Source organism: Rhodococcus olei (genome assembly GCF_039540555.1).
GTDB lineage: Bacteria > Actinomycetota > Actinomycetes > Mycobacteriales > Mycobacteriaceae > Rhodococcus_G > Rhodococcus_G olei.
Window position 1 is genome coordinate 1 of record NZ_BAABFB010000029.1, and the last position, 25,765, is coordinate 25,765.

At 69.5% G+C, this 25,765-nt stretch carries 18 protein-coding genes and 1 tRNA gene; 14 read left to right on the plus strand and 5 right to left on the minus strand.

The features are described 5' to 3' along the window. Window positions 1-645: 645 nt before the first annotated feature. Window positions 646-719 (minus strand) — tRNA-Arg (locus ABD951_RS06520). A 123-nt stretch (window positions 720-842) separates the two neighbouring features. On the opposite strand from ABD951_RS06520, the gene ABD951_RS06525 reads away from it, so the two are divergent. After that, the gene (locus ABD951_RS06525; protein ID WP_345342953.1) at window positions 843-2,876 is read left to right on the plus strand and encodes a bifunctional copper resistance protein CopD/cytochrome c oxidase assembly protein; all 2,034 of its coding nucleotides are present in this window, start codon (window positions 843-845) and stop codon (window positions 2,874-2,876) included. 45 nt (window positions 2,877-2,921) lie between these two features. Here ABD951_RS06525 and ABD951_RS06530 read toward each other — a convergent pair whose 3' ends face one another. Next, window positions 2,922-3,869, minus strand: coding sequence for an oxygenase MpaB family protein (locus tag ABD951_RS06530; protein WP_345342954.1), 948 nt, complete (start codon window positions 3,867-3,869; stop codon window positions 2,922-2,924). A gap of 26 nt (window positions 3,870-3,895) precedes the next feature. Next, a complete protein-coding gene (locus ABD951_RS06535; RefSeq protein WP_345342955.1) occupies window positions 3,896-5,623 on the minus strand; it encodes an acyl-CoA dehydrogenase family protein in 1,728 nt (575 codons plus the stop codon). 167 nt (window positions 5,624-5,790) lie between these two features. Between ABD951_RS06535 and ABD951_RS06540 the strand changes: the two genes are divergently transcribed. The 9 genes from ABD951_RS06540 (at window position 5,791) to ABD951_RS06580 (ending at window position 17,826) form a co-directional block, all read left to right on the plus strand. Beyond that, window positions 5,791-6,456 (plus strand): TetR/AcrR family transcriptional regulator, encoded by a 666-nt coding sequence (locus ABD951_RS06540; protein WP_345342956.1) that lies wholly within the window; start codon window positions 5,791-5,793, stop codon window positions 6,454-6,456. A 162-nt stretch (window positions 6,457-6,618) separates the two neighbouring features. Continuing rightward, a complete protein-coding gene (locus ABD951_RS06545) occupies window positions 6,619-7,086 on the plus strand; it encodes a single-stranded DNA-binding protein (RefSeq protein WP_345342957.1) in 468 nt (155 codons plus the stop codon). A gap of 102 nt (window positions 7,087-7,188) precedes the next feature. Continuing rightward, entirely contained in the window at window positions 7,189-8,337 is a 1,149-nt protein-coding gene (locus ABD951_RS06550; RefSeq protein WP_345342958.1) for a lipase family protein, read from the plus strand. Between the two features lie 101 nt (window positions 8,338-8,438). Further along, complete coding sequence (locus ABD951_RS06555; RefSeq protein ID WP_345342959.1) at window positions 8,439-9,572, plus strand: lipase family protein; 1,134 nt, start codon at window positions 8,439-8,441, stop codon at window positions 9,570-9,572. 77 nt (window positions 9,573-9,649) lie between these two features. Next, window positions 9,650-11,323: an energy-dependent translational throttle protein EttA gene (gene ettA / locus ABD951_RS06560; RefSeq protein WP_345342960.1), complete on the plus strand. Its 1,674-nt coding sequence runs from the start codon at window positions 9,650-9,652 to the stop codon at window positions 11,321-11,323. 4 nt (window positions 11,324-11,327) lie between these two features. Next, on the plus strand, window positions 11,328-11,744 hold the full coding sequence (locus tag ABD951_RS06565; protein ID WP_345342961.1) for an acyl-CoA thioesterase: 417 nt from the start codon (window positions 11,328-11,330) through the stop codon (window positions 11,742-11,744). Window positions 11,745-11,808: 64 nt separating this feature from the next. Continuing rightward, window positions 11,809-16,728: an NAD-glutamate dehydrogenase gene (locus ABD951_RS06570; RefSeq protein WP_345342962.1), complete on the plus strand. Its 4,920-nt coding sequence runs from the start codon at window positions 11,809-11,811 to the stop codon at window positions 16,726-16,728. Beyond that, window positions 16,725-17,174 (plus strand): acyl-CoA thioesterase, encoded by a 450-nt coding sequence (locus ABD951_RS06575; protein WP_345342964.1) that lies wholly within the window; start codon window positions 16,725-16,727, stop codon window positions 17,172-17,174. Before ABD951_RS06570 ends, ABD951_RS06575 begins: the two co-directional genes overlap by 4 nt. Next, complete coding sequence (locus ABD951_RS06580; RefSeq protein ID WP_345342965.1) at window positions 17,167-17,826, plus strand: DUF8010 domain-containing protein; 660 nt, start codon at window positions 17,167-17,169, stop codon at window positions 17,824-17,826. Before ABD951_RS06575 ends, ABD951_RS06580 begins: the two co-directional genes overlap by 8 nt. Before the next feature lie 77 nt (window positions 17,827-17,903). On the opposite strand, the gene ABD951_RS06585 is transcribed toward ABD951_RS06580, so the two are convergent. Further along, entirely contained in the window at window positions 17,904-18,791 is an 888-nt protein-coding gene (locus ABD951_RS06585; RefSeq protein WP_345343900.1) for a mycobacterial-type methylenetetrahydrofolate reductase, read from the minus strand. A 5-nt stretch (window positions 18,792-18,796) separates the two neighbouring features. Continuing rightward, window positions 18,797-19,567: an SAM-dependent methyltransferase gene (locus ABD951_RS06590; RefSeq protein WP_345342966.1), complete on the minus strand. Its 771-nt coding sequence runs from the start codon at window positions 19,565-19,567 to the stop codon at window positions 18,797-18,799. A 518-nt stretch (window positions 19,568-20,085) separates the two neighbouring features. Here ABD951_RS06590 and ABD951_RS06595 point away from each other — a divergent pair. The 4 genes from ABD951_RS06595 (at window position 20,086) to gad (ending at window position 25,679) form a co-directional block, all read left to right on the plus strand. After that, entirely contained in the window at window positions 20,086-21,366 is a 1,281-nt protein-coding gene (locus ABD951_RS06595; protein ID WP_345342967.1) for a metal-dependent hydrolase family protein, read from the plus strand. Window positions 21,367-21,461: 95 nt separating this feature from the next. Beyond that, the gene (locus tag ABD951_RS06600) at window positions 21,462-22,202 is read left to right on the plus strand and encodes a hypothetical protein (protein ID WP_345342968.1); all 741 of its coding nucleotides are present in this window, start codon (window positions 21,462-21,464) and stop codon (window positions 22,200-22,202) included. Between the two features lie 4 nt (window positions 22,203-22,206). Continuing rightward, window positions 22,207-24,189: a YhgE/Pip family protein gene (locus ABD951_RS06605; RefSeq protein ID WP_345342969.1), complete on the plus strand. Its 1,983-nt coding sequence runs from the start codon at window positions 22,207-22,209 to the stop codon at window positions 24,187-24,189. A 113-nt stretch (window positions 24,190-24,302) separates the two neighbouring features. After that, window positions 24,303-25,679 carry a glutamate decarboxylase gene (gad, locus tag ABD951_RS06610; RefSeq protein ID WP_345342970.1) on the plus strand — a complete coding sequence of 459 codons (1,377 nt, stop codon included), beginning with the start codon at window positions 24,303-24,305 and terminating at the stop codon, window positions 25,677-25,679. Window positions 25,680-25,765 lie beyond the last annotated feature (86 nt).

The following is a 25,765-nucleotide window of genomic DNA, read 5'->3' on the forward strand; positions in this document are numbered from 1 at the left end:
GGATTCCTCGCAGATCATCTTCCGGGAAGGCACGCCCTCCCGGGGATCCACAGGTTCTGATCATTGCTCCGGCGTCGTTGCGTGGACGGTCAGGGGCGCGGACCGCCTACGGCGGGCAGAAGTCCTGAACCCCTCCCCGGAACTCCCACGAACCACGTCCCCGTATCGCGTCAGGCCAGCACTAGTAGCCCGTCCACCGATGGTGGGCGAGCTTCGACTGGACCCTCACGATGCCTGCGCAGACATCACCGTGAGAGCGCCCGTGCCGGTACACGGGATGTAGGACACCGGGGGTTGTTGGTTTTGGTCGGACAGCCCGAGAACGACCTGTAGGCGCTCCCCTTGGTGGGGGCGCCTAGCTGGCCGAAAGTCTCCTGAAGGAGGCTGCACGACGCGCTGACGGCGACAGGGAGTGCGCATTCGTGGCGCAGCTATGCGTCGGGGTGGGTCGCGTGTCGATTGAGGTGGCTACTCTCGTAGCACGGTGCATCGGAGGCCTCTCCGTTGTGCCGAGGCCCTCGAGCGGTGTTGGTAGCACCGACGAGGGCCGATCTGTTTTCGGCAATCCGGAGGGTTGTTCTGCACGAGTTCTGCACGATCGTGCTGGTTGGCGTGCAAAAATTCCTGTGACCAGCACGATCTCTGTGCCCCCGGCAGGAATCGAACCTGCGACCTAGAGATTAGAAGGCTCTTGCTCTATCCAACTGAGCTACGGAGGCGTGATCCCCGGTGGGGGATCGGCTCAGCAGTCTACCGGCTGCCGGCGCGGGTGCTCGTTCGGCACGCGGGGTGCCCGCAACCTGGGCGTGGTTCACACTCGGCCGCCTCCTACCCTGGTAGTCATGGCATCACCCGAGCTCGCCCGCCCCGACGCACCACCGACCCGCAGGACGGGGGAGGGCGCGGTCCCGATCTTCGTCACCCTCGGTCTGATCGCCGGGTTGGTCGCCGCGATCATCGTCGGGCTGTCGGCGTCCGAGGCGCTGGTTCGGCTCGGCATCCCCGACCCGGGCCCGCTCACGACCTACGGCCTGCCTGCGGTGAAGGCGATCGGCGAGGTGGCGGCGGTGATCGCGATCGGGTCGCTGCTGCTGGCGGCGTTCCTGGTGCCCCCGCAGAAGAGCGGGGTGCTCGACGTCGCCGGCTATCGGGCGGTGCGGACGGCATCGAACGCGGCGATCGTGTGGGCGGCGTGCGCGCTGGTGCTGGTCCCGCTGACCGTGTCCGACACCTCGGGGCAGCCGCTCGGCGAGTCGCTGAAGCCGGAGAACCTGTGGAAGGCGATCCCGCAGATCGAACTCGCGGGGGCGTGGCGCAACACCGCGATCCTCGCGATCGTCCTCGCGATCTGTTCCCGGATGCTGCTGCGGTGGAGCTGGACGCCGATCGTGCTGGTCCTCGGCATCGCGACGCTGATCCCGCTCGCCCTGACCGGGCACTCCTCGGCCGGCGGCTCCCACGACCTCGCGACCAACAGCCTGCTGTGGCACCTGATCGCGGCGTCGCTGTGGGCCGGCGGCCTGTTCGCGCTGCTGGTCCACGCCCGTCGCGGCGGCGCGCACACCGACCTCGCCGCCCGACGGTTCTCGACTGTCGCGACGGCCGCGTTCGTGATCATGGCGATCTCCGGTGTCGTCAACGGCGCGGTGCGGTTGCCGGTCGACGAGCTGTTCTCCAGCACCTACGGGTGGCTCCTCGTCGCGAAGACGGTCGCGCTGGTCATCCTCGGCGGGTTCGGATACCTCCAGCGTCGCCGGTCGCTGCCGGCGCTCGCGGCGGACCCGACGTCGCGGGGCGCCCTGATCCGGTTCGCGGGCGGTGAGGCGATCGTCTTCGCCGCGACCATCGGCCTCGCCGTCGGTCTCGGCCGGACCCCGCCGCCGCCGGAGGACATCCGCCCGACCCCGGCGGAGGTGCAGCTCGGCTACAACCTGGACGGTCCGCCGACACTCGCGCGGCTGGCGTTCGACTGGCGATTCGACCTGATCTTCGGCACTGCCGCGATCATCGCCGCGGTCTGGTACATGCTCGGGGTGCGCCGGCTCCGGGCCCGCGGCGACGCCTGGCCCGTCGGGCGCAGCGTCGCCTGGCTGCTGGGCTGTCTGACCCTGCTGATCGGCACGTCGTCGGGCCTCGGCCGCTACGCGCCTGCGGTGTTCAGCGTCCACATGGGCGCGCACATGGCGTTGTCGATGCTGGCGCCGGTGCTGCTGGTCCTCGGCGGCCCGATGACCCTCGCCCTGCGCGCCCTCAAGCCGGCCGGGCCGGACGGTCCGCCGGGGCCGCGCGAATGGCTGCTCGCGGCCCTGCACAGCCGGTTCTCGCGGTTCGTCACGCACCCGCTGGTCGCGTCGGTGCTGTTCGTCGGCGGCTTCTACGCCCTGTACCTGGGCGGCATCTTCGGCGCCACCCTCGACTCGCACGGCGCGCACCTGCTGATGAACGTGCACTTCATCCTCAGTGGCTACCTCTTCTACTGGGTCGTCATCGGGATCGACCCGGCGCCGAGGCAGCTGTCCCCGGTCACCAAGCTGGCGATGGTGTTCGGGTCGCTGCCGTTCCACGCGTTCTTCGGAATCGCGTTGATGAGCACCGTCGAGGTCATCGGCGGCTGGTATTACAGCGCCCTCGGTCTCGGCTGGAACAACGACCTGTTCGGCGACCAGAAGATCGGCGGCGGCATCGCCTGGGCGACCGGCGAGATCCCCCTCGTGCTCGTGATGCTGGCGCTGCTGGTGCAGTGGTCGCGGTCGGACCAGAAGACCGCCAAACGGATCGACCGTGCCGCCGACCGCGACAACGACGCCGAGCTCGCCGCGCACAACGCGATGTTCGCCGAGCTCGCCCGCCGCGACCGCGAGGGCTGGCAGCAGTAGCACGTCGCTCGAGGGGGTCACGCCGCGCGTGACCCCCTGGTCCGCTCAGGCCTGCGCCGCGTGCATCCGCTCCCGTGCCTGCGCCGGGGTCACGGTCTCCGGCCGCAGCGCGGTCGGGTTGTCGAAGTGCCATTTCAGGACCGCGTGCGTCAGCGGGAGGTCCCGCTCGACGATCGCCTGCTCGACCTTCGCGGAGCTGAGGCGGCGGACCACCCGGCGGGCGACCGCCGCCACGGCCCGGTCCACGACCGCCGGCTGATCGACGTCACCGAGCCTGCGCATCCACGTCGGCAGGGACGCGATCGTCGCGGGCGCCATGACCCGGCTGCCGGCCCACAGCGGCCACCGCCCCTTCCCGCCCTCGGTGCGCAGCAGGTAGTGCATTCCCCGCAGCGCGCGTTCGGAGGTGCACAGCGTCGGCCGGACCCGAGCGAAGTACGCCCGCACCTCGTCACGCGACCGCGGCACGTCCTCGGGCGCGCAGGTCTGCAACTCGGCCGCGACGACGCAGTCGGCCCAGTAACGTGCCTCCTCGGCCGGCGTGAGCGGACCGGGGCCGTACATCTCGTAGCACTTGAGCACCGAGTGCCAGCCCGTGACGTGGATCCACAACTGGCCGGCCGGATCGTTCGCGCTGTACCGCCTGCCGGTGATCGGCTCGATGCCGGTGGCCTTCGCGTGCACCCGCATCAGCAGGTCCGACGTCTCGACCGCGGTCCGGCCGTCGCCGACCGCGACGATCAGGAAGTACGACAACGTGCCGTCCATCCGGCCGCGCGGATCGGTGTAGATGCCGTCGGCGTCGGCGACCGCCGCGGCGAGCATCGGGTCGAAGTGTTCGAGCGTCACCGCGCGCTGGAACCCGATCAGTGCGGTCGGATGCGTCCACACCTTCCAGGTCGGCGAGTCGGGTCCGAAGAAGCCGTGGTCCTCGCGGCCGCGGTCCGGGTCGAACGGCCAGCCGCGGCCGGACATCACGCGGGTGTCGGGCATCGTGTGCTCCTGTCGCCGTGCGGCCGTCACGGGGTCATCTCGTAGGCGCCGGACAGTGCGGCCACCCGCTGCCAGACCCGGTCGAATCGGTTCGTGTCCACCACCGGGCGGCGGATCGCGGTCCTCGCCCACTCGGCCTGGGTGTCGGTGGCGGCCGACTTGCCCAGCAGATCGGTCGCACCGGCCGCGAAGTCCCGGACGAGGATGTCGAAGATCTGATCGAGCAGGTCGGTGTCGAGGCCGACGATCTTCGCCTGTTCGAGGACCAGCCCGCCGTAGACGACGAGGGTGAACAGTTCCCCGATCGCGAGCTGCAGGTCGAGGTCGGCGCCCGTCGTCGAGGCCGGATCGGCGGCGACCAGCCCGGCGAGGGACTCCGCGAGTTCGGTGAACGCCGCGACGTTCGGCACCGCCGCGAACTCGCGGTACGCCCGCCGCCAGTCGTGGAAGCGAATCCTGCCGAGGCCGCTGGCCGGACCCTGCCGGAACAGGAACTCGTCGTCCGCCCCGTCGCCGCGAGTGGGCACGACATCGAAGTCGCGCGGGTCGAGGAGGTACGCCGGCATGAACTTGAGGATCAGCGCGAGGTTCACCGCGACGGTGCCCTCGAGTTTCGGCAGACCGTCGACGTCGACCTTCGCGACCGGCAGGAACGAGTCCGCCTCGAACCCCTTGGCGGCCACGATGTCCGACAGCAGGGTGATCACCCGCTGCGCCTCGGTGGTGACCTTCATCTTGGTCACCGGGTTGAACAGCAGGTAGCGGCGGTCGTCCGGGGTCGCGGACCGGAAGTAGTCGACGGCGCGGTCGGAGAACAGGCGCATCGCGATCAGCCGGGCGTACGCGTCGACGAACTCCCGGCGCACGTGGGCGAAGTCGGTGACCGGGTGCCCGAACAGAATCCGGTTGTGGGCATGGTTGATCGCCTCGTACAGCGCGTGCGTGCACACCCCGATCCCGCCGAAGCACAGGTTGAACTTCCCGATGTTCACGGTGTTCAGCGCGGCGCTGAACGCGTCGGCGCCGGTGTGCAGGATGTCGTCCGCGTGGACGGGGTAGCCGTCGAGTTCGAACTCGGCGACGTACATCTGCGACGGCACGACGTTCCTGATCACGCGGTAGTCGGGATGCTCGCTGTCGGCGAGGAAGAAGACGTACGCGTCGGGTCCGTCGGCGCCCGCGACGCGGCCGAAGACGGACACGATCCGCGCGCAGTTCCCGTTGCCGATGTAGTACTTGCGGCCCGACGCGGCGAAGCCGCCCCTTCCGTCCGGCGTGAGCACCAGGTCGGTGGAGTAGATGTCGGCGCCGTGCGCCCGCTCCGACAGCCCGAACGCGGCGACCGCGCCGCCGTCGAGGAGCCCCGCCGCGCGGACGCGCGCGTCGGCGTTGGCGGACTGCCAGACCGGGCCGAGACCGAGCACGGTCACCTGCCACGGATACCAGTGGTTCAGGCCGTAGAAGCCGAGGACCTCCGACATCGCGGCGATGCGGGCGGTGTCCCACCGCTTGTCCGGGTCGCCGGCGGCGTTCGCGGCCGGGGTCAGCATCGTCGCGAAGAGTTTCTCGCGGGCCGCGAACGCCAGGAAGTCGGCGTAGAAGACCTTGCCGTGGTAGTCGGCGAGCAGACGCTGCTTTCCGCGGCTCTCGAACCAGTCGATCGTCGCGCGCAGCAGTCGCCGCGTCTCCGGATCGAACCGGTCCGCGGAGTAGTGGTTCGGGTCGAGCAACAACGTGTCGGACACCTGCGTCATCGCGTGCGCCTCCTCGGTCGGGTGGCGCTTCGGGGAGCCCGCCACCGATGAATACAACGCGACCGTAGCAATGTCGCGGCAGCGAATGCAACGGTTGCGTAAAATTGGTGTGCGGATGCCGTGGCGCAGGACCCGGCCCGTAGGGTTGGCGAAGGAGGTGGACCCACGTGACGAGAGCCGATGCGACGAGCGCAGTGCGCCCGCGCCGCAAGTACGCGCCGCGGCTGCCTCCCGAGCAGCGCCGGGAACAGCTGCTCGACGCCGCGTTCGAGGTCACCCGCCGATCCGGTCTCCACGACTTGAGCATGGAGTCCGTCGCCGTCGAGGCCGGTGTCGGAAAACCGGTGCTGTACACCGTGTTCCGTACCCGCGCCGACCTCGTCGCCGGCCTTCTCGAACGCGAGCACCGGCGTGCGGTGGCCCAGGTTCTCGACACCATGCCCACCGACCTGACCGTGGCTGGGCCGACCGCCGCCTACACCGGCACGGTGACGGCGTTCGTCGACGTGGTCCTCGCGAACCCGACCCGGTGGCGGCTGATCCTGACCGCCCCCGACACCGCGCCGATCGAGTACCGCGACCACCTGCGCGCCGCCCGGTCGGCGGTGCTCGCGCGTGCGGTGGACCTGGCCCGGGCCGGGATCGCCCTCGAGCCTGCGCTGACCGGGCTGGACCCGGAACTGCTCGCGCACACGATGATGTCCTTCGCCGAGATGCTCGGCAGACTCGCGGTGGCCGACCCGGAGAGGTACACCAGCGACCGTCTCGCGACCTACGCCCACGCGCTCGCGAACCTGATCCCTGCCCCCGCGTCCACTAGCACGCCGGGCTGACGAAAACCTCTCCCGGACGCCGTGATTCGGGCGCGGTGTGGACGAATCCCCGGGTCGTCCCCAGAACCGTCGCGGCCCGCCCGGATCGCCCAGGGGCGCGGCAGGCTCGTCACCGCGGGGGCCACCGGTCCCCGGGACAGCGAGGGCTACCAAGGGGGATCCATGGCAAGCGAGACCGTCGTCACCGTCGTCGGCAACCTGACGGCCGATCCGGAGGTGCGATTCACACCGGCCGGCACCGCCGTTGCGAAGTTCACGATCGCGGCCACGCCGCGCCACGTCGACCGTCAGACCAACGAATGGCGTGACGGCGAACCACTGTTCCTGCGGTGCAACGTCTGGCGGGAGGCCGCCGAACACGTGGCGGAGACGTTGGCCCGCGGCACGCGGGTGATCGCCCAGGGCCGACTGCGCCAGCGCACCTACGAAACCCCGGAGGGGGAGCGGCGCACCGTCGTCGAGCTCGAGGTCGACGAGATCGGCCCGTCACTGCGCTTCGCGGTCGCGTCGGTGACCAAGACGACGCGGCAGGGGCCACCGGCGGCGGCCGAGACCCCGGCCGACGACCCGTGGACGGCGGTGCCCGCGACCGTGGGCACGGGCACCGGCGGCGGCGAACCGCCGTTCTGAGTGCGGCGATGGCGAATCCTGTGGGTCGCCCGAAACCGCCACGGTGGCGGTGGCGGCGGGCCTAGCGTGGGAACGTCGGCCCGGGTGGGAGGAGTGGGCACGGTGAATCCGCGACGATCGACACCGCGACGATGGACACGGTTGCTTCTCGGCGCGGTGGCCGCGGTGGTCGTCTCGGCGGGTCTTCCTCCGCTCGCGGCCGCCGCGAACGATGCGCCAGGCACGGTGGCGACGGTCGAGGCGTTGCCGGCCGCCGCATCGGTCCCCGGAGCCGGCGCCGAGTACCGGCTCACGTACTGGACCGCCGACCACTCGGGTGCGCCCCGGCTGAGCACCGGCGCCGTCCACGTGCCGTCCGGTCCGCCGCCGCCCGGCGGCTGGCCGGTGGTCTCGTACGCGCACGGCACGATCGGCCTCGCCGACCAGTGCGCACCGTCCGCGGCCGGCAACATCCCCCAGGAGTCCGATTTCACGGCGCGGTGGCTCCGTCGGGGGTATGCGGTCGTCGCCACCGACTACGCCGGCCTCGGCACCCCCGGCGAGCTGACGTACCTGGACGGCCTCGCCGCGGCGCACAACGTGATCGACATGGTGCGGGCGGCCCGCGCGGTCGACCCCGCCCTCTCGTCGCGGTGGATCGCGGCCGGGCTGTCGCAGGGCGGGCACGCGGCCCTGAACACCGCACACGTCGCCACCGCGTACGCGCCCGACCTCGACTATCGGGGAGCCGTGGCGCTGGGGGCGCCGACCAACCTGGACCAGGTGTTCGCCCTCGGGCGGCCCGGCATCCCGAACCTCGGGCTCGCCGGTCTGACGAAGTTCGTGTTGTTCACGATGGTCGGGATGCGGGACGCGCGACCCGACCTGAACATCGACTCCTACCTGTCGCCGCGCGGTCGCGAACTCGCCCGGATCGCGACGCAGGTGTGCACCGTCGAGTTCAACGACCACGTGGGGAACGCGTCGGTCGGCGACCTGTTCTCCCGCCCGCTCGACGACCTGCGGCCGGCGATGGCGGACTACCTCGGAGTGCCGACCACCGGGTACGACAGGCCGCTGTTCCTCGGTCAGGGGGTCGTCGACCTGGTCGTGCCGATCCCGCTCACGCTCGCGTTCGTCGGGCAGCTCACCGCGTCGCAGACCGACCTCACCTTCCGCACGTACCCGGACGCCGACCACATCGGCACCCTGGCGGCCGCGTTCGACGACGCCGCGGCCTTCGCCGATCGCGGGCTGGCTGCGGCGCGGTAACGATCCGCACCCACCGGCCGCAAGTCGGCTCCACCGCCATCGGCGCGGAGTAGGCAGAGGTCATGAGCCATGGCCGGGGGTGTGGTGTCGGTGTTCATCTCGTGCGACGTCTCCGCGGTGTTCTTCCCGCGGCGGCGGTCGCCTCGGCACTGGTCGTCGCGGCGGCGGCCGCCGGCGGGTCACCCGCGCTCGCCGCAGCGCCGCCGCCACACGGCACGGTGATCGGGACCGCGGCGTTGCCGTCCGCGGCGCACCTGCCCGGCGCGGCCACGCAGCGGCGGCTGACCTACTGGACCGAGGGCCCGACCGGGCGGCCGGCCCGCAGCACCGGAGCGGTCTACCTGCCACCGGGCCCGCCGCCAGACGGCGGCTGGCCGGTGGTGTCGTGGGCCCACGGCACCACCGGGGTCGCGGATGCGTGTGCGCCGTCCGCCGGGGACGTCTCGGACGCCACCCGCGACTATCTCGACGCGTGGCTCGGGGCCGGGTTCGCGGTCGTCGCCACCGACTACGTCGGCCTCGGCACCGAGGGGGTGCACGCGTACCTGCACGGACGCAGCGAGGGCCGGGCGGTCGTCGACATGGTGCGGGCCGCGACGTCCGTCACCCCGGAACTGGCCCGCACCTGGGTCGTGGCGGGCCATTCGCAGGGCGGGCACGCGGCGATGTTCGCCGCACACGAGGGCACCCGCTACGCGCCCGACCTCGACTACCGCGGTGCGATCGCGACCGGCACACCCGCGAATCTCGAACTGCTGCTCCCGTTCGGCGGGCCGGGATTCCCGAACCTCGGACTCAACGGGCTGACGGTGTTCGCCGCCTACATCGTCGACGGACTGCGGGTGTCCCACCCCGACCTGCCGATCGGCGACTACCTCACACCGGCCGGGGCCGCGCTCGTCGACGACTCCACGACGATGTGCTTCACGCAGCTCCGCGACCGGGTCGGCGACGTCGGGGTCGGGGACATGCTCGCCCGCCCACTGGACGAGCCCCGGTTGCGGGACGCGATCCGCGACCACCTCGCGGTGCCGACGAGCGGCTACGACCGGCCGGTGTTCGTCGGGCACGGGGTCACGGACCAGACGGTTCCGTTTCCGCTCGGGGCGAAGCTCGCGGCCGACCTGGCCACGAACCGGCAGGACGTGACGTTCCGCGCGTATCCGGGTGCGCACGGGGCCTCCGCGATGCAGTCGCTGCCGGACGCGATCGCGTTCGCCCGCGCACACCTGTGACCGTCGCGTGTGACCTGCGCGAACGGGTCGCCGGTCCGGATTGGGGCACCGGCCACGGTGCCGATACCCTGGACGCCATGGCGGAGTTCATTTACACGATGAAGAAGGTGCGCAAGGCGCACGGCGACAAGGTCATCCTCGATGACGTCACGATGAGCTTCTACCCGGGCGCCAAGATCGGTGTGGTCGGCCCCAACGGTGCCGGCAAGTCCAGCATCCTGAAGATCATGGCCGGTCTGGACCAGCCGTCCAACGGTGAGGCGTTCCTCGACCCCGAGGCGACCGTCGGCATCCTGTTGCAGGAACCTCCGCTGAACGAGGAGAAGACCGTCAAGGCGAACGTCGAGGAAGGCCTCGGCGAGATCAAGGTCAAGCTCGACCGCTTCAACGAGATCGCCGAGCTGATGGCCACCGACTACTCCGACGAGCTGATGGAGGAGATGGGAAAGCTCCAGGAGGAGCTCGACCACGCCGACGCGTGGGACCTCGATTCCCAGCTCGAGCAGGCGATGGACGCGCTGCGCTGCCCGCCCGGCGACGCGCCCGTCACGAACCTCTCCGGTGGTGAGCGTCGCCGTGTCGCGCTGTGCAAGCTGCTGCTGAGCAAGCCCGACCTGCTGCTCCTCGACGAGCCCACCAACCACCTCGACGCCGAGTCGGTGCTGTGGCTCGAACAGCACCTCGCCTCCTACCCGGGCGCCGTGCTCGCCGTCACCCACGACCGCTACTTCCTCGACCACGTCGCGCAGTGGATCTGCGAGGTCGACCGCGGCAAGCTGCACCCGTACGAGGGCAACTACTCCACCTACCTGGAGAAGAAGGCCGAGCGGCTCGAGGTGCAGGGCAAGAAGGACCAGAAGCTGCAGAAGCGCCTCAAGGAGGAGCTCGCCTGGGTCCGGTCCGGCGCCAAGGCCCGCCAGACCAAGAACAAGGCCCGCCTCGACCGCTACGAGGAGATGGCCGCGGAGGCCGAGAAGCACCGCAAGCTCGACTTCGAGGAGATCCAGATCCCGACGCCGCCGCGCCTGGGCAACGTCGTGGTCGAGGTCGACAACCTCGACAAGGGATTCGACGGCCGGGTCCTGATCAAGGACCTGTCGTTCACGCTGCCGCGCAACGGCATCGTCGGCGTGATCGGCCCGAACGGCGTCGGCAAGACCACGCTGTTCAAGACGATCGTCGGCCTCGAGGATCCGGACTCGGGCACCGTGAAGGTCGGCGAGACCGTCAAGCTCAGCTACGTCGACCAGAACCGCGCCAACATCGACCCGAAGAAGTCGGTCTGGGAGGTCGTCTCGGGTGGCAACGACTTCATCGAGGTCGGCCAGAACGAGATGCCGTCGCGCGCGTACGTCAGCGCGTTCGGCTTCAAGGGCCCGGACCAGCAGAAGCCGTCCGAGGTGCTCTCCGGTGGTGAGCGCAACCGCCTGAACCTGGCGCTGACCCTCAAGGAGGGCGGCAACCTGATCCTGCTCGACGAGCCGACCAACGACCTCGACGTCGAGACCCTGAGCTCGCTGGAGAACGCGCTGCAGCAGTTCCCGGGCTGCGCCGTCGTGATCTCCCACGACCGTTGGTTCCTCGACCGCACCTGCACCCACATCCTCGCGTGGGAGGGCAACGTGGAGGAGGGCAAGTGGTTCTGGTTCGAGGGCAACTTCGAGGCGTACGAGGCGAACAAGGTCGAGCGGCTCGGGGCCGAGGCCGCCCGCCCGCACCGGGTCACGCACCGCAAGCTGACCCGGGACTAGGAGTATGCCCAAGACCTTCACGTGTGAGGTTCAGGTGCGCTGGGGCGATTCCGATCGCCTCGGCCACGTGAACAACGTCCTGTACGCGGAGTACGCGCAGGAGGCCCGGACCCGGTTCTTCCGTGAGCTGACCGCATACGGGGTGCGCCCCGCCCCGATGGTCGTGCGGAAGATGGCGTTCGACTACCTGCGCCCGGTGACCGACGAGACCGGTCCGGTCACGGTCGAGGTCACCATTCCGCGGGTCGGGACGTCCTCGTTCGCGGTCCGGCAGGTGGTGCGGAACCGGCACGGCGAGGTCTGCGTGGAGGTCGAGGGGGTGATGGTCGGGTTCGATCCGGAGACCGAGAAGTCGGTTCCGCTGCCCGACCGCACCCGGGAACTGCTGCGGGAGTACGCGCCGATCGAGGTCGTCTCCTAGTCGCTGCGACCGGGATAGGCTCAGCGGTACACACCTGTCCCAGCGACCAGGGGGTGACCGCGAGATGACCGTGTCCGCAGACCGATTCGGACCGCGGTGGGCGGAGGGACTGCCCACCGCGGTCACCGAACACCTGCCCGAGGTGGCGGGCGCCTACTTCCGCAACACCGAGTTCGCGTGGACCGGCGGGGTGATCAGCGACGACGCGATGGCGGCCTTCCGTTCGCATCTCGAGTTCGCGTCGCAGCGGGAGCCGGGCGAGTCGCTGGCCCGCGTGGTGGTACCGACCCCCGGTGCGCCGGCGGTGCAGGTGGTCACCGACGACATGCCGATGCTCGTCGAGTCCGTGACCGCGATGCTGTCACGGCTCGGCGTGACGGTCGTCGAGATCGTGCATCCCGTCCTGCGGGTGCGGCGGCACGCGGACGGCGCCCTCGTCGACGTGCTCGTCGACGGTGCGCACCACGAGCGGTCCACGCACTCCGAGTCGTGGATGCACCTGCAGTTGCATCTGGCGACCGATCCGGCACAGTTCGACGCGATCGCGGTCGCCGTCCGGGACGTCCTGATCGATGTCCGCCAGGTCATCTCCGACACCGACGCGATGCGGGGCGCGCAGCGTGACCTCGCCGAGCACCTCGAGGAGCTCGCCGACGCCGGCCCGACCGGGTATCCGGAGCGGGAGGTGCGCGACAGCGCGGCGCTGCTGCGGTGGTTCGCGTCCGGCAACTTCGCCCTGCTGGGCTACCGTCGCTACGCATTCGGCGACCCGGCGGTGCACGGCGTCCCGACCGCCGGCATCGTCTCCGGCAGTGGTCTCGGCGTGCTCGGGCCCGCCACCCGCACGGATCATCGAATCGACCTTCCCGCACCCGAGTTCGATCCGGAACGATCCCTGCTGACGTTCGCGCAGGGCCCGCTTCCCGCGACCGTCCACCGATCGGTGTACCCGTCGTTCGTGCGGGTCGCGGACGTCGACGGCACCGGCCGGATCGTGGGCGAACACCGGTTCCTCGGGGTGCTGACGGTGACGGCGGTGCACGAGAACATCCTCGACATCCCGGTCATCTCGGGCCGGGCCCGGGCCGTGATCGCCCGCGCGGGCTTCGAATTGCACTCCTTCTCCGGGCAGGCGATGCTCGAGGTCATCCAGTCGCTCCCGCGGACCGAACTGTTCTCGATCGACGCCGAGTCGCTGTTCCAGACGGTGACCGCGGTGCTGGCGATCGGGGTGCGCCGCCAGGCGCGGTTGTTCCTGCGGGACGATCACGACGGACGGTTCGTCTCCGCGCTGGTGTACATGCCCCGGGACCGCTACAACACCCGCACGCGGCTGGCGATGCAGTCGATCCTGCTGCGCGAACTCGGCGGTGGCACGCTGGAATACAGCGCCCGCGTCACCGAGTCGCATCTGGCGATGGTGCACTTCACGATCCGGACCGGTCCCGAGGAGCCGGCGCCGCACGTGGACACCGGCGCGGCGAACCGGGAGCGTATCGAGGCGTTGCTCGCCGCGGCGTCCCGGGCCTGGGACGACGACCTGATGGACGCGACCGCGGACGAGCCGCTGGTCAGTTCGCTGACCGCGCAACGCTATGCGGCCGCCTTCCCGGAAAGCTACAAGGAGGACTTCGGTGCCGGCCGCGCGACCCGGGACATCGCCCGGCTGGAGCGACTGCGGGTCGGCGAGATCGACCTCGAGCTGTACCGCAGGCGCGGCGAGCAGCGCGGCCGGTGGCGGTTCACCCTCTACATCGCGTCCGACGGGGTGTCGCTGAGCCAGGTGCTCCCGGTGCTGCAGTCCCTCGGTGTCGAGGTGGTCGACGAGCGTCCCTATCAGGTCGTTCGACCCGACGGAATCGGTTGCTGGATATACGATTTCGGACTCGCTGCGGCGCCGGAGCTGATCGACTCCGCGGTCGAGGAGAACCTGGAGCGCGAGCTCGACGAGGCGGAGAGTGTCGGGGAGTCCGCGGACGCGCGGGCGCTGCAGCGCCGGTTCACCGACGCCTTCACCGCGGTGTGGTACGGCCGGTCCGAACCGGACCGGTTCAACGAACTGGTGCTGCGCGCACGCCTGGAATGGCGGCACGCCGCTGCGCTGCGGGCGTACGCGAAATACCTGCGCCAGACCGGTTTCCCGTACAGCCAGTTCCGCATCGAGTCGGTGCTGCTCGAGCACGCCCACACCACCCGGCTGATGGTGGAGCTGTTCCGCGCGATGTTCGACCCGGACGCGCCCCGCGGACGGGGCGGGCCGTCGCGGGCCGACGAGTTGGCGGCCGAACTGCGGGCCCGGATCAAGGACGTCGTCAGCCTCGACGCGGACCGGATCCTGCGCGGGATGCTCTCGCTGATCCTCGCGACGCTGCGCACCAACGTGTACGTCCGGGATTCGGAGGGCCGGCGCCGCGACCTGTTGGTGTTCAAACTCGACCCCGGGCAGATCGCCGAACTCCCCAGGCCCCGACCTCGTTTCGAGGTGTTCGTCTACTCGCCGCGGGTGGAGGGCGTGCATCTGCGCTTCGGCCCGGTGGCGCGCGGCGGACTGCGGTGGTCGGACCGGCGGGAGGACTTCCGCACCGAGATCCTCGGGCTGGTCAAGGCGCAGGCCGTCAAGAACGCGGTGATCGTCCCGGTCGGCGCGAAGGGCGGGTTCGTCGTGAAACGGCCACCCGCCGTGACCGGTGACCCGGCCGTCGACCGGCAGGCCGCGCTCGCCGAGGGTCAGGCCTGCTACCGGCTGTTCGTGTCCGGACTCCTCGACGTCACCGACAACGTCGACGTGACCACCGGCCGCGTGCTGCCGCCCGCGCGGGTGGTGCGCCGCGACGGCGACGACAGCTACCTGGTCGTCGCCGCAGACAAGGGCACGGCCACGTTCTCGGACCTGGCGAACGAGGTGGCGGCCGAGTACGGCTACTGGCTCGGCGACGCGTTCGCGTCCGGTGGCTCGGTCGGCTACGACCACAAGGCGATGGGCATCACCGCCCGCGGCGCGTGGGAGTCCGTCAAACGACACTTCCGCGAGCTCGGGGTGGACGTGCAGCGGGACGCCTTCACCGCGGTCGGGATCGGCGACATGAGCGGGGACGTCTTCGGCAACGGAATGCTGCTCAGCCGGCACCTGCGGCTGGTCGCGGCGTTCGACCACCGGCACGTGTTCCTCGACCCGGATCCGGACGCGCAGCGCTCGTTCGCCGAGCGGGAGCGGCTGTTCCACCTGCCGCGGTCGTCGTGGGCCGACTACGACCGCGCCCTGATCGCGCCGGGTGGCGGTGTGTGGGAACGGTCCGTGAAGGCGGTGCCGATCGGCGCCTCGGTGCGGGCGGCGCTCGGTCTGGACGAGTCCGTCACCGAGCTGTCGCCGCCGGAGGTGGTGCGCGCGATCCTGCGCGCCCCGGTCGACCTGTTGTGGAACGGCGGCATCGGCACCTACGTCAAGGCGTCGACCGAGTCGAACGCGGACGTCGGCGACAAGTCCAACGACACGGTCCGGGTGAACGGGAACGAGGTGCGCGCCAAGGTGATCGGCGAGGGCGGCAACCTCGGGGTCACGCCGCGGGGCCGGGTCGAGTACGACCTGTCCGGCGGCCGCATCAACACCGACGCGCTCGACAACTCCGCCGGGGTCGACTGCTCGGACCACGAGGTGAACATCAAGATCCTGCTCGACACGGCGGTCAGCGGCGGTGCGCTCGAGCGCACCGAACGCAACGAGCTGCTCGCGTCGATGACCGACGAGGTGGCGCGACTGGTGTTGCGCGACAACATCGACCAGAACCTGCTGATGGGGACCGCCCGGGCCGACGCCCCCGGGATGCTGGGGGTGCACGCCCGGCTGATCGCCGATCTCGAGCGGGACCGCGGCCTGGACCGGGAACTCGAGGTGCTGCCCACCGACGACGAGATCGTGCACCGCGAGCAGGCGGGAATCGGGTTGACCTCGCCGGAGCTGGCGACGCTGCTAGCGCACGTGAAACTCGCCCTCAAGGACGACCTGCTGGCCAGCGAACTGCCCGACAGCGACACCTACGCGACCCGGCTGCCACGGTATTTTCCCCGGCCGGTGCGGCAGCGGTTCGCGCCGCAGATCCGCGCCCATCGGTTGCGCCGGCAGATCGTCGCCACGATGCTCGCGAACGAGGCCGTCGACATCGGCGGCATCACCTACGTCTACCGCCTCGCCGAGGAGGCCGGTGCGAGCAGCACCGACGCGATCCGCGCGTTCACGGCCGCGACCGAGATCTGCGACCTGCGGACCCTGTGGGCGGACATCGCGCAGGCCGCCGTCCCGGCCTCGGTCGGCGACGACCTGGTGCTCGAGTCGCGGCGCATGCTCGACCGGGTGTCACGCTGGCTGCTGACCAACCGGCCGCAACCGATCGCGGTGGGCGCCGAGATCAACCGGTACGCGACGCGGGTGCGTGAGCTGATGCCGCGGGTGCACGGCTGGCTGCGGGGCCACCACCTCACCGAGCTCGACGCCCGGATGGCCTCCGTGCTCGACCGGGGCTGCCCGCGGGCGCTGGCGCTGCGGGTGTTCGGTCTGCTCGACGCGTTCCCGGTCCTCGACATCATCGACATCTCCGACATCACCGACCGCGACCACGAGGAGGTGGGCTCGCTGTACTACGCGCTCGACTCGCACCTCGGGATCGACGAATTCCTCACCGCCATCTCGGGACTCGAACGCGGCGACCGATGGCACTCGCTGGCCCGGCTGGCGCTGCGCGAGGACCTGTACGGGTCGCTGCGGTCGCTGACCATGGACGTCCTGTTCGGCGGAGAACCGCACGAGAGCGCCGCGGAGAAGATCGCCGACTGGGAGTCGACGAACGCCTCCCGGCTGGCACGCGCCCGGGCGGCGCTCGCGGAGATCGGGGCGTCTGGGACCCTGGACCTCGCGACGCTGTCCGTGGCGGCGCGTCAGGTACGGAGCATGGTGCGCGGTGCGGGCACCCGATCGGAGGGAACGCGGTGAGCGGCGAGCAGGCAGGGACGGTGGCGACGGGGGTCGGCTTCCACACGAAGGTGGGGGTTCGCTGGTCGGACATGGACGTCTTCCAGCACATCAACCACGCCAGGATGGTGACGCTGCTCGAGGAGGCCCGCATCCCGTGGCTGTTCGAGGACGGGAAACCGACGGTGGCGCTGCGCGACGGGGCCGTGATCGCCGACCTGCACGTGCGCTACCAGGGTCAGCTGCGCCACGACGACGGACCGCTGGACGTGCTGATGTGGATCGAACAGGTGCGGGCCGTCGACTTCACGATCGGCTACGAGGTGCGCGCCGGTGGTGCCGACCCGAGTTCCGCCCCGTCGATCGTGGCGTCGACCCAGATCGCGGCGTTCGACATCGGCACCCAGCGGCTGCGCCGCCTCACCACGGCCGAGCGCGAGTACCTGGAGAGCTGGCAGCGTGGCTGACCGCGTCCTGATCGTCCCCGAGCCGGGGGAGCGGGCGAACCTCGCCGCCTTCCTCGGGCGGGCGGTCCGGCTCGACGAGGCCTCCGTCGTCCGGTTGCGTCGCCGCGGTGACGATCACCTGGTCGCCTGGGCGACAACGGGATTCGAGGTTCTCGCGGCACGTGTGGTGACCGGGCGGATGCGTCCCGACGACATCACCGCCGCCGCGGACGGGGTGCTGCACGCGCTCGACGCGGCCGAGGGTGCGGAGATCGACCCCGGCTTCGCGATGGACTCCGCCTGGCGCGGCGCGCTCCCGCCGGATCAGGGTTTCGTCCACGTCGACGACGTGCCGGCGCACATCCTGATCGACCTGGCGCGGCAGGGCACACAGGTCGCCGCCGACCACGGCGGTCACGGGCCGCCGGCGTCCCTGCTCGACCAGGAGGTGCTCACCGTCGACGGCGGCGGTGAACGGGTCGGCGTCAGCATGCGCGCCGTCTTCGCGCTCACCGCAATGGGTTTCGTTCCCGGCGGTGACGTGGAGTCAGCGGTCGTCGATCCGGCCGAGCTGGTCCGGGTCCGCGCCGCGCGCACCTGGCTGCGCCTCGACGCGCGCTACGGGTCGGTCTTCGCCCGCCGCGGCGGCGAGATCCCGCTGTCGGTGATCTGACGGCAGGTGTCTCCGTGCAGGCGGCCAGGCCCGACGGCGCCGTTGGGACGGTGTTCGTCGACATCCGAGTGGTCGGGTCAGGGTGGCTGCGGCGTCCAGTGGTCGAGCATCGCGGCGAACGTCTCGCACGCGGCGCCGGAGAGGCCGTAGGGCGCCTCGAGGTGCACGCTGAGCGGGAAGCCGAGGTCGTGCACGCCGTCGACGATGCGGCGGTACAGGTCCACGAGCGCGTCGCGTCGCTGCCGGAAGGATCCGGCTGCCACGCGCGCGACGAACTCCTGGTCCTGTCGGGCCAGGTCGTTCCCGCGGTCGTGGATGAGCCAGTCGATCAGGCGCACCCGCTGCTCGATACCGGGGACGAACCCGAACGACAACAGGATCTCCGGGTGGTGCTCGGTTCGCGCGCCGAACTCGCGCAGGAAATCGGCGATCCGGTCGGAGTACAGCAACTGGGTGAGTGCGAACGTCGCGCCGGATCTGCACTTGACGTCCAGTCTGTCGAGTTCGTCTCGGCGTGTGGGGATCAGCACCACGCCGCGGTGGGGGACGAGCTCCCGGAAACGTGCGAGTGCCTCCTCCGGTCGGACGCCGGGCGCGTCGGAGGACGGTAGGCCGCGGGGTTTTCCGACGAAGATCACGCCGTCCATGCCGGCGTCGCGCAGCCGGTGCACCCGCTGGTCGAGATGCCGGGCGTCGTGGAAAACCGTGACCTGCGTGCACAGGCCCGCGACGGTGCCGAACGCTCGCCGAACCGGCTCCCAGTAGTCCAGCACGGGCATTCGCGGGGTGAACGGCGCGGGCCGGTCTCGGTCTTCCGCGATGATGCCGGGGATCATCACGTGTCGCACGCGGTCGCGGAGTCCGCTCCGTCGGCACAGTTCCGCGGCCGCGCCGGCCTCCTCGGTGGCTTGGCTCGCCGCCGCGGGCAACTTCGGTGGGGCGAGCTCCAACGCCACCGTGTTCATGGCGGTCAAGGACGTTCGGCGGTGGCCAGCCAGGCCGGTGCCAGCATGCGGTCCTGTCCGTCGAAATCGAGTCCGGCGACGATCTCCGACAGCGGCGCGTAGGTGGGTGTCTGCAGGTCGCCACGGGTGATCGCGGTCGTGTAGGTGGTGCGCTCGATGCGGCGCACGACCCACCCCGCGTCGGCGAGCGTGCCGCGGAGATTGTCCTCGCTGATCCGGAACGGTCCCGGGAACCGCTCCGGGACGAGGTCGGAGAAACACACCACGTGCAGCCGGGCGTTCGGGGCACACGCCCCGTACAGAGCCGCGACGTAGCGCGGGCGCTGGTCCTCGGCGAAACAGTGGTAGAGCGCGCTGTCGAGGACGGTCGTGAATCGGCCGACGTACCCGGACAGGTCGGTCGCATCGGCCACTGCGAACTCGACAGCCTCCTCGAGTCCCCTGTTCCGGGCGCGTTCACGGGCGATGTCGACGGCGGTCGGCGCCGCGTCGAGTCCACACACCCGATATCCGCGCTCGGCGAGGTACAGCGCATTCTCGCCTGGGCCGCAACCGATGTCGAGTACCTCGCTCGTGATCTGACCATCGGCCTCGAGATCGCGGACCACCGGTTGGGCCTCGCCGATGTCCCACGGCACGCGATCGAACCTGATCGGGAGCGGAGCGGCCTCGCTCGGCTGCGGGTTGCTGCCCAGCGCGTCGAAGTCGCCGCGGTAGAGCGCGTCGAAGTCGGCGGGGCTCGGTGGAGGGGGTTGCTGGGGGACTACGTCGTTCACGGGTCGCTCCTTTCCCGTTCCTGCGGTCGACCGCACGTGACGGCAGGGTGCTGCGCCGGTCCCGGCACGCTCACGCCGTGGGCAAGTCCACGCCCCATGGTAGTCAGAAGCACGGCACGGCAGGGGCGCGATCGGTGTCCCGGCCTGGCTGCGCCTCGACGCGCGCCACGGGTCCGTCTTCGCCCGTCGCGGCGGCGAGATCCCGTTGTCGGTGGTGTGATGCGAGCGGGGACATCGGCGTGCGTGTCGGTGGGCGGTGTGCGGAGTCTGCTCACCCATGGACAGGGCCGCCGTCCGCTGAGCTCGGGAATTCGAGTACGTCGCCGGAAGTCTGTGATGCCCATTCTTGAATGCAATTTCCGGATCGGCTCGAGGATTCCGTTTCAATTCAAGTATGGAACGTAACTCATCGGTGATTTACGCAGCGCCTGCGTGGTGTATTTCGAAGCTCTAACGTTCCGGACAACCGTCCAGTCTCCCGGGGACGTGTCTTTGGATGTTGCTTACCATTCGCTGGCATGACGACTTCTTCGAAAGCAAAGCTGCGCATTGTTTTTCGTGATGTTCGGGTGTTCGACGGCGTTTCCGGCAATCTCGTTGGCGGCGACGTTCTGATCGACGGGGACCGGGTGGTCGGGGTCTCGGAGTCCCCGGTCGGTGACGAACCGGGTCGTGAGACACAGGTGATCGAGGGTCGCGGCCGGGTCCTCATGCCCGGCATGAGCGACGCACATGTGCACCTGGTGGGCAATGCCAACACCTACGTCGACATGGTGACGGGCTCGGAGAGTCACATCGCGGTCAACGGTCTCGCCGAGGCCAGGAACATGCTGCTTCGTGGCTTCACCGCGGTCAGGGACATGGCCGGCGACACCAGCAGCATCAAGTCGGCCATCGATCGCGGGCAGTTCCAGGGGCCGCGCATCTATCCGTCGCAGGCCGCGATCTCGCAGACCAGCGGACACGGCGACTTCGGGTTCGTCTACGACACCCCGACCGCACTGGCCGGCGTGGAGTCGCGCGCGGAGAGTATCGGTTTCATGCGGGTCGCGAACGGCGAGGCGCAGGTGCTGGCCTCCGTTCGCGAACAGTTGAAGAAGGGTGCCTCCCAGATCAAGGTGATGGTCGGTGGCGGCGCCGCATCGATGTACGACCCGCTGTACACGGTGCAGTTCACTCCCGCCGAGTTGCGGGCCGCGGTCGATGCGGCGACCGACTACGGCACCTACGTCGCCACGCACGTGTACAACGTCACCGGCATACACCGGGCGGTCGAGGCCGGTGTCAAGTCCATTGAGCACGGTCACCTCGCCGACGAGCCGACGATCGCCATGCTGGCCGAGCGGGAGGTCTGGCTGTCGATGCAACCGTTCGCCCTCGGTGACCACCACTACCCGGACGCCGACCGCGCCGGGAAGGACCGGGAGATCTGCACCGGCACCGACAGCGTGTACGAGTGGGCGAAGAAGCACGGTGTGAAGGTTGCATGGGGCACCGACCTTCTACTGGAGCCGCAGCTCGCCGCCAGGCAGAGCGAGATGGCGGCCCGGCTGGGCGACCACTACAGCAATGTCGACGCGCTGCGGATGCTGACATCCGGCAATGCCGAACTCTTCCGGCTCGCCGGTGAACGCGACCCCTACCGGCAGGCGCCGTTCGGTGTCGTCGCGAAGGGCGCGTGGGCTGATCTGCTGCTCGTCGACGGCAACCCGCTCGAGGACCTGGACCTGCTCGCGGATCCTGGAAAGAACCTGCCGGTCATCGTCAAGGACGGCGAGATCGTCAAGAACGCACTCTGACCCATCCCCGTCGAGCGATTTCTTCGAACACGAACAGCACTGCCGAACACGTGCGCCGTCGATCCCGTCGGACGGCCCGGGAGGAGAGGTGTGAGTTGGTCGAAACAACCACGGCGGAACCGGAGAACTTCTGGGAGCCGATACCCGGTTCGCTCGTGTCCGCGAGGGCGATCGAGCTCGACGGTCCGTGGGGGCACGTGTTCGGCCCCCTCGACCTGGACATCGACGAGGGTGGGGTGACGGTGCTCGCCGCTCAGGCCGGTGCGGCGCGGACCGCGCTCCTGATGGCCTTGTGTGGCAGGATGCGCCTGTCCGGCGGGTCGCTGACCGTCCTCGGCCACACGGACCGGCCCGCCACGGTGTTTGCGCAGTCGGCGATCTCCTGCCTGAACGAACTCGACGACGTCAGTCCGTCGGTGACCGTTCGTGACCTCGTCACCGAGCAATTGCGGTGGGAATCACCCTGGTACAAAATGGTTTCCAGGGTGCATGAGGACGGCGTGGCACGCATGTGCGGCGAGGTCTTCGGTGATGTTCCGCTCCCCGCGCTCAATGCATTCGTCGACGATCTCCCCGAGCTCCAGCAACTGTTGCTCCGGATCGCGGTGGCGAACACCCGCCGTCCACCGTTGCTCGTCGTCGGGCGGCTGGACAGGATCGCCGACGACGACGAGCGCCACACCCTGCTCGAACGCCTTGTGGCGCTGGGGGAGCGGCAGTCGGTGATCACAGCCGACGTCAACCCGTTGCCGCTGGACACCGGGGTGCGGGCGGTGGTCGACATGCACGGAGCGCTCGGTGCCGGCGACATCGGCGTCATGACCGAGGGGCGGTGACGTCGTGCTTGCAGGAGTCTCTCTCGGGAGCGATTCGAAGCGGTACTTCCGCGGCACGATGCCGCGGATCGCGATCATCACCATCATCCTCATGCCGCTGCTCTACGGAGCGATGTACCTGTGGGCGTTCTGGAACCCGTTCGGCGCGGTCGACAAGATCCCCGCCGCGATCGTCAACAACGACACCGGCCGTACCGCGGACGGACAGCAACTCGATGCCGGTGACCAGGTGGTCACTTCGCTCATCGCATCCGGACAGCTGGACCTGGCCGAGGTCTCCGACGAGGAGGCCGCCCAGGGACTGTCGTCCGGGAAGTACTACTACACGATCACCCTGCCCGAGAACTTCAGCGCGGCGGTCGAATCGCCGAACGGAGACAACCCCGAGAAGGCGGAGCTGATCTTCACGTTCAACGACGCCAACAACTACCTCGCCACGATCATCGGGCAGGACGCCTCGGAACAGGTCGTCAACCAGGTCAACTCGACCATCGGCGCGCAGGGCGTCGGGCAGGTGCTCACCGGCCTGCAGAGCGCGGGCTCGGGCCTGAAGCAGGCCGCCGACGGCGCCGACCAGCTGGCCTCCGGGATCGACACCGCCAAGAGCGGGGCGGACCAGCTCAGTTCGGGTGCGAACGAACTGGCGACGAACATGGTCACCGCGGAATCCGGATCGGCGCAACTGGCCAGTGGCGCAGCGCAACTCGCGACAGCGATCGACGGCGCCACGACCCCGTTGATCAATGCCCTGGGCAGTGGTGCCGTCCCGAATGTCAGCGGCCAGGTGTCCGAGCTCCGGCAGTCGCTCGAGGCACTAGGGAGCCGACTACCCGAAGCAACGCCCGCACCCGTCACCGCGGTCTCGCAGGCACTCGAGATTCTCGGGCAGAGCTCGGATCCCCTGGTTCAGCGAGCCGTGGTGGCGCTGTCGCCGCTCACCGCCCAGCAGGTGCGTGGTGACACCGCGGAGCTGCAGGCGGAGATCAGTCGACTCAGCGAGGACGCCCGCGCGGTCGAGTACCAGCTCACGGACCCGAGCAGCCCACTGCAATCCGGTCTGGCGATGCTGCAGAACGGTGGGATCGCGTCGGATCTGCAGCAGCTGCGCATTGGTGCGAACGAACTCAGCGCTGGTGCGGCCACGCTCAGCTCGGGGATGGTCCAGTTGACCGACGGCAGCAGCCGGCTCGCCGGCGGTGCAGGTCAGCTCGCCTCCGGGATGGTCGAACTGCAGTCCGGATCGCATCGACTCGCCAGTGCGCTCAGCGAGGGCGCCGGGCAGGTTCCGAGCTGGACGGACGAGCAGAAGACCGCGACGGCGGAGACCCTTTCGACTCCGGTCGGCCTCAAGCAGGACTACACGAACATGGCGCCAACCTTCGGTACCGGTTTCGCGCCGTTCTTCCTGTCGCTGGCGCTGTTCGTCGGCGGCATCATCACCTGGATGCTGCTGACCCCGTTGCAGTCGCGACCCACGGTCGGCGGAGTCGGCATGTACCGAACGGTGCTCGCGTCGTACTGGCCGGCGCTGTTCGTGGGGATCCTGCAGGTGATCGTCATGTACACCGTCGTCCACTTCGGCGTAGGTCTCGACGTCAAGCACGTGCTCGGCACGATCGCGTTCCTGATGCTGATCTCCGCGACATACCTGGCGATGATCCAGGCGTTCAATGCGGTGTTCGGGATCGCGGTCGGACGAGTGGTGACCCTCGCCTTCCTGATGCTCCAGTTGGTCTCCGCCGGCGGCATCTACCCGGTGCCGACCACCGCCAAACCCTTCCAATACATCCACCCGTTCGATCCGATGACCTACACCGTCAACGGGCTGCGCCAACTCACCATCGGTGAGCACGTCGACTCGCGGCTGTGGATCGCAATCGCGGTACTGGTCGGGATACTGGTCGTGAGCCTGACCGCCAGCGCACTCTCCGTCCGCCGCAACCGCCAGTACACCATGGAGCGGCTCTACCCACCCCTGGAGGTGTGACCAGGACAAACCACTCGTCGAGGGGCGGTGCGTGGCTCACCCCCGAGAATCTCCCCTCGCCCCCGTGACCTCTGACACCGAGCAGATCTCTGACACCGAGTATTGGAGAGAAGATGTCTGATTCCTTCGCGGCTCCGGCCGAAACGCTCGCCCCCGCTTACACCGGACGGCTCGGCACCGATGCGATTCCGGCGCTGCGGATGCCGAAGTCCGAAACGGACCCGGACGCCGCCTACCGGTTCATCCACGACGAACTGATGCTCGACGGCAGCTCACGGTTGAACCTGGCGACCTTCGTGACCACCTGGATGGATCCACAGGCCGATCGGCTGATGGCCGAGACCTTCGACAAGAACATGATCGACAAGGACGAGTACCCGCAGACCGCGGAGATCGAGACCCGGTGTGTGAACATGGTCGCGGCGCTGTTCAACGCGGTCGACCTCGACGAGGCCGATCCCTCCTCGGCCACCGGGGTGTCCACGGTCGGCTCCTCGGAGGCGGTCATGCTCGCCGGGCTCGCCCTGAAGTGGCGGTGGCGCGCGGAGAGACAAGCGGCGGGCAAGGACACGGCGCGACCGAATCTCATTCTCGGCAGCAATGTCCAGGTGGTGTGGGAGAAGTTCTGTCGCTACTTCGACGTCGAGCCGAAGTACCTGCCGATGGCGAAGGGACGCTACGTCATCACACCGGAGCAGGTCCGGGAAGCCGTCGACGAGAACACCATCGGTGTCGTCGCGATCCTCGGCACCACCTTCACCGGTGAGCTCGAACCGGTCGCCGAGATCTCCGACGTTCTCGACGAGATCGCCGCGAAGGGTGGACCCGACGTGCCGCTGCACGTCGACGCGGCGAGCGGTGGGTTCGTGGTTCCCTTCCTGCATCCGGAACTGAAGTGGGACTTCCGTCTTCCTCGCGTGGTCTCGATCAACGTGAGCGGCCACAAGTACGGCATGACGTATCCGGGCATCGGCTTCGTGGTGTGGCGTTCGAAGGAGTACCTGCCGGAGGACCTGGTCTTCCGGGTCAACTATCTGGGTGGTGACATGCCGACCTTCACGCTGAACTTCTCCCGTCCGGGTAATCAGGTGGTCGGCCAGTACTACAACTTCATCAGGCTGGGTGTCGCGGGGTACACCCAGATCATGGAGTCGCTACGCGACACCGCACTGATGATCTCGTCGGAGCTGTCCACGATGGACCACATGCACGTCATCACGGACGGCACCGCGATTCCCGTCCTGTCGTTCGAAGTGGTCGGCGACCCGGGATTCACGGTGTTCGACATCTCGCACGAACTACGGGCCCGCGGGTTCCAGGTCCCCGCCTACACGATGCCGGCCGACGCGGAAGACGTCGCGGTACTGCGAATCGTGCTGCGGGAGGGATTCAGTCGGGACATGGCGTACAAACTCGTGCTGGCGATCAAGGACGTGGTGGCACGGCTGAAGGCCGGTACCGAGCACACCGCGAGTGGTTTCGCGCACTGAGCCGACTCGAGGGGAGGTACCGGTGCGGGTGAGCGCCGGTACCTCCCCTGCCCGTGCAGTTGGCGGCTGTGGTGACCTGGACCGTG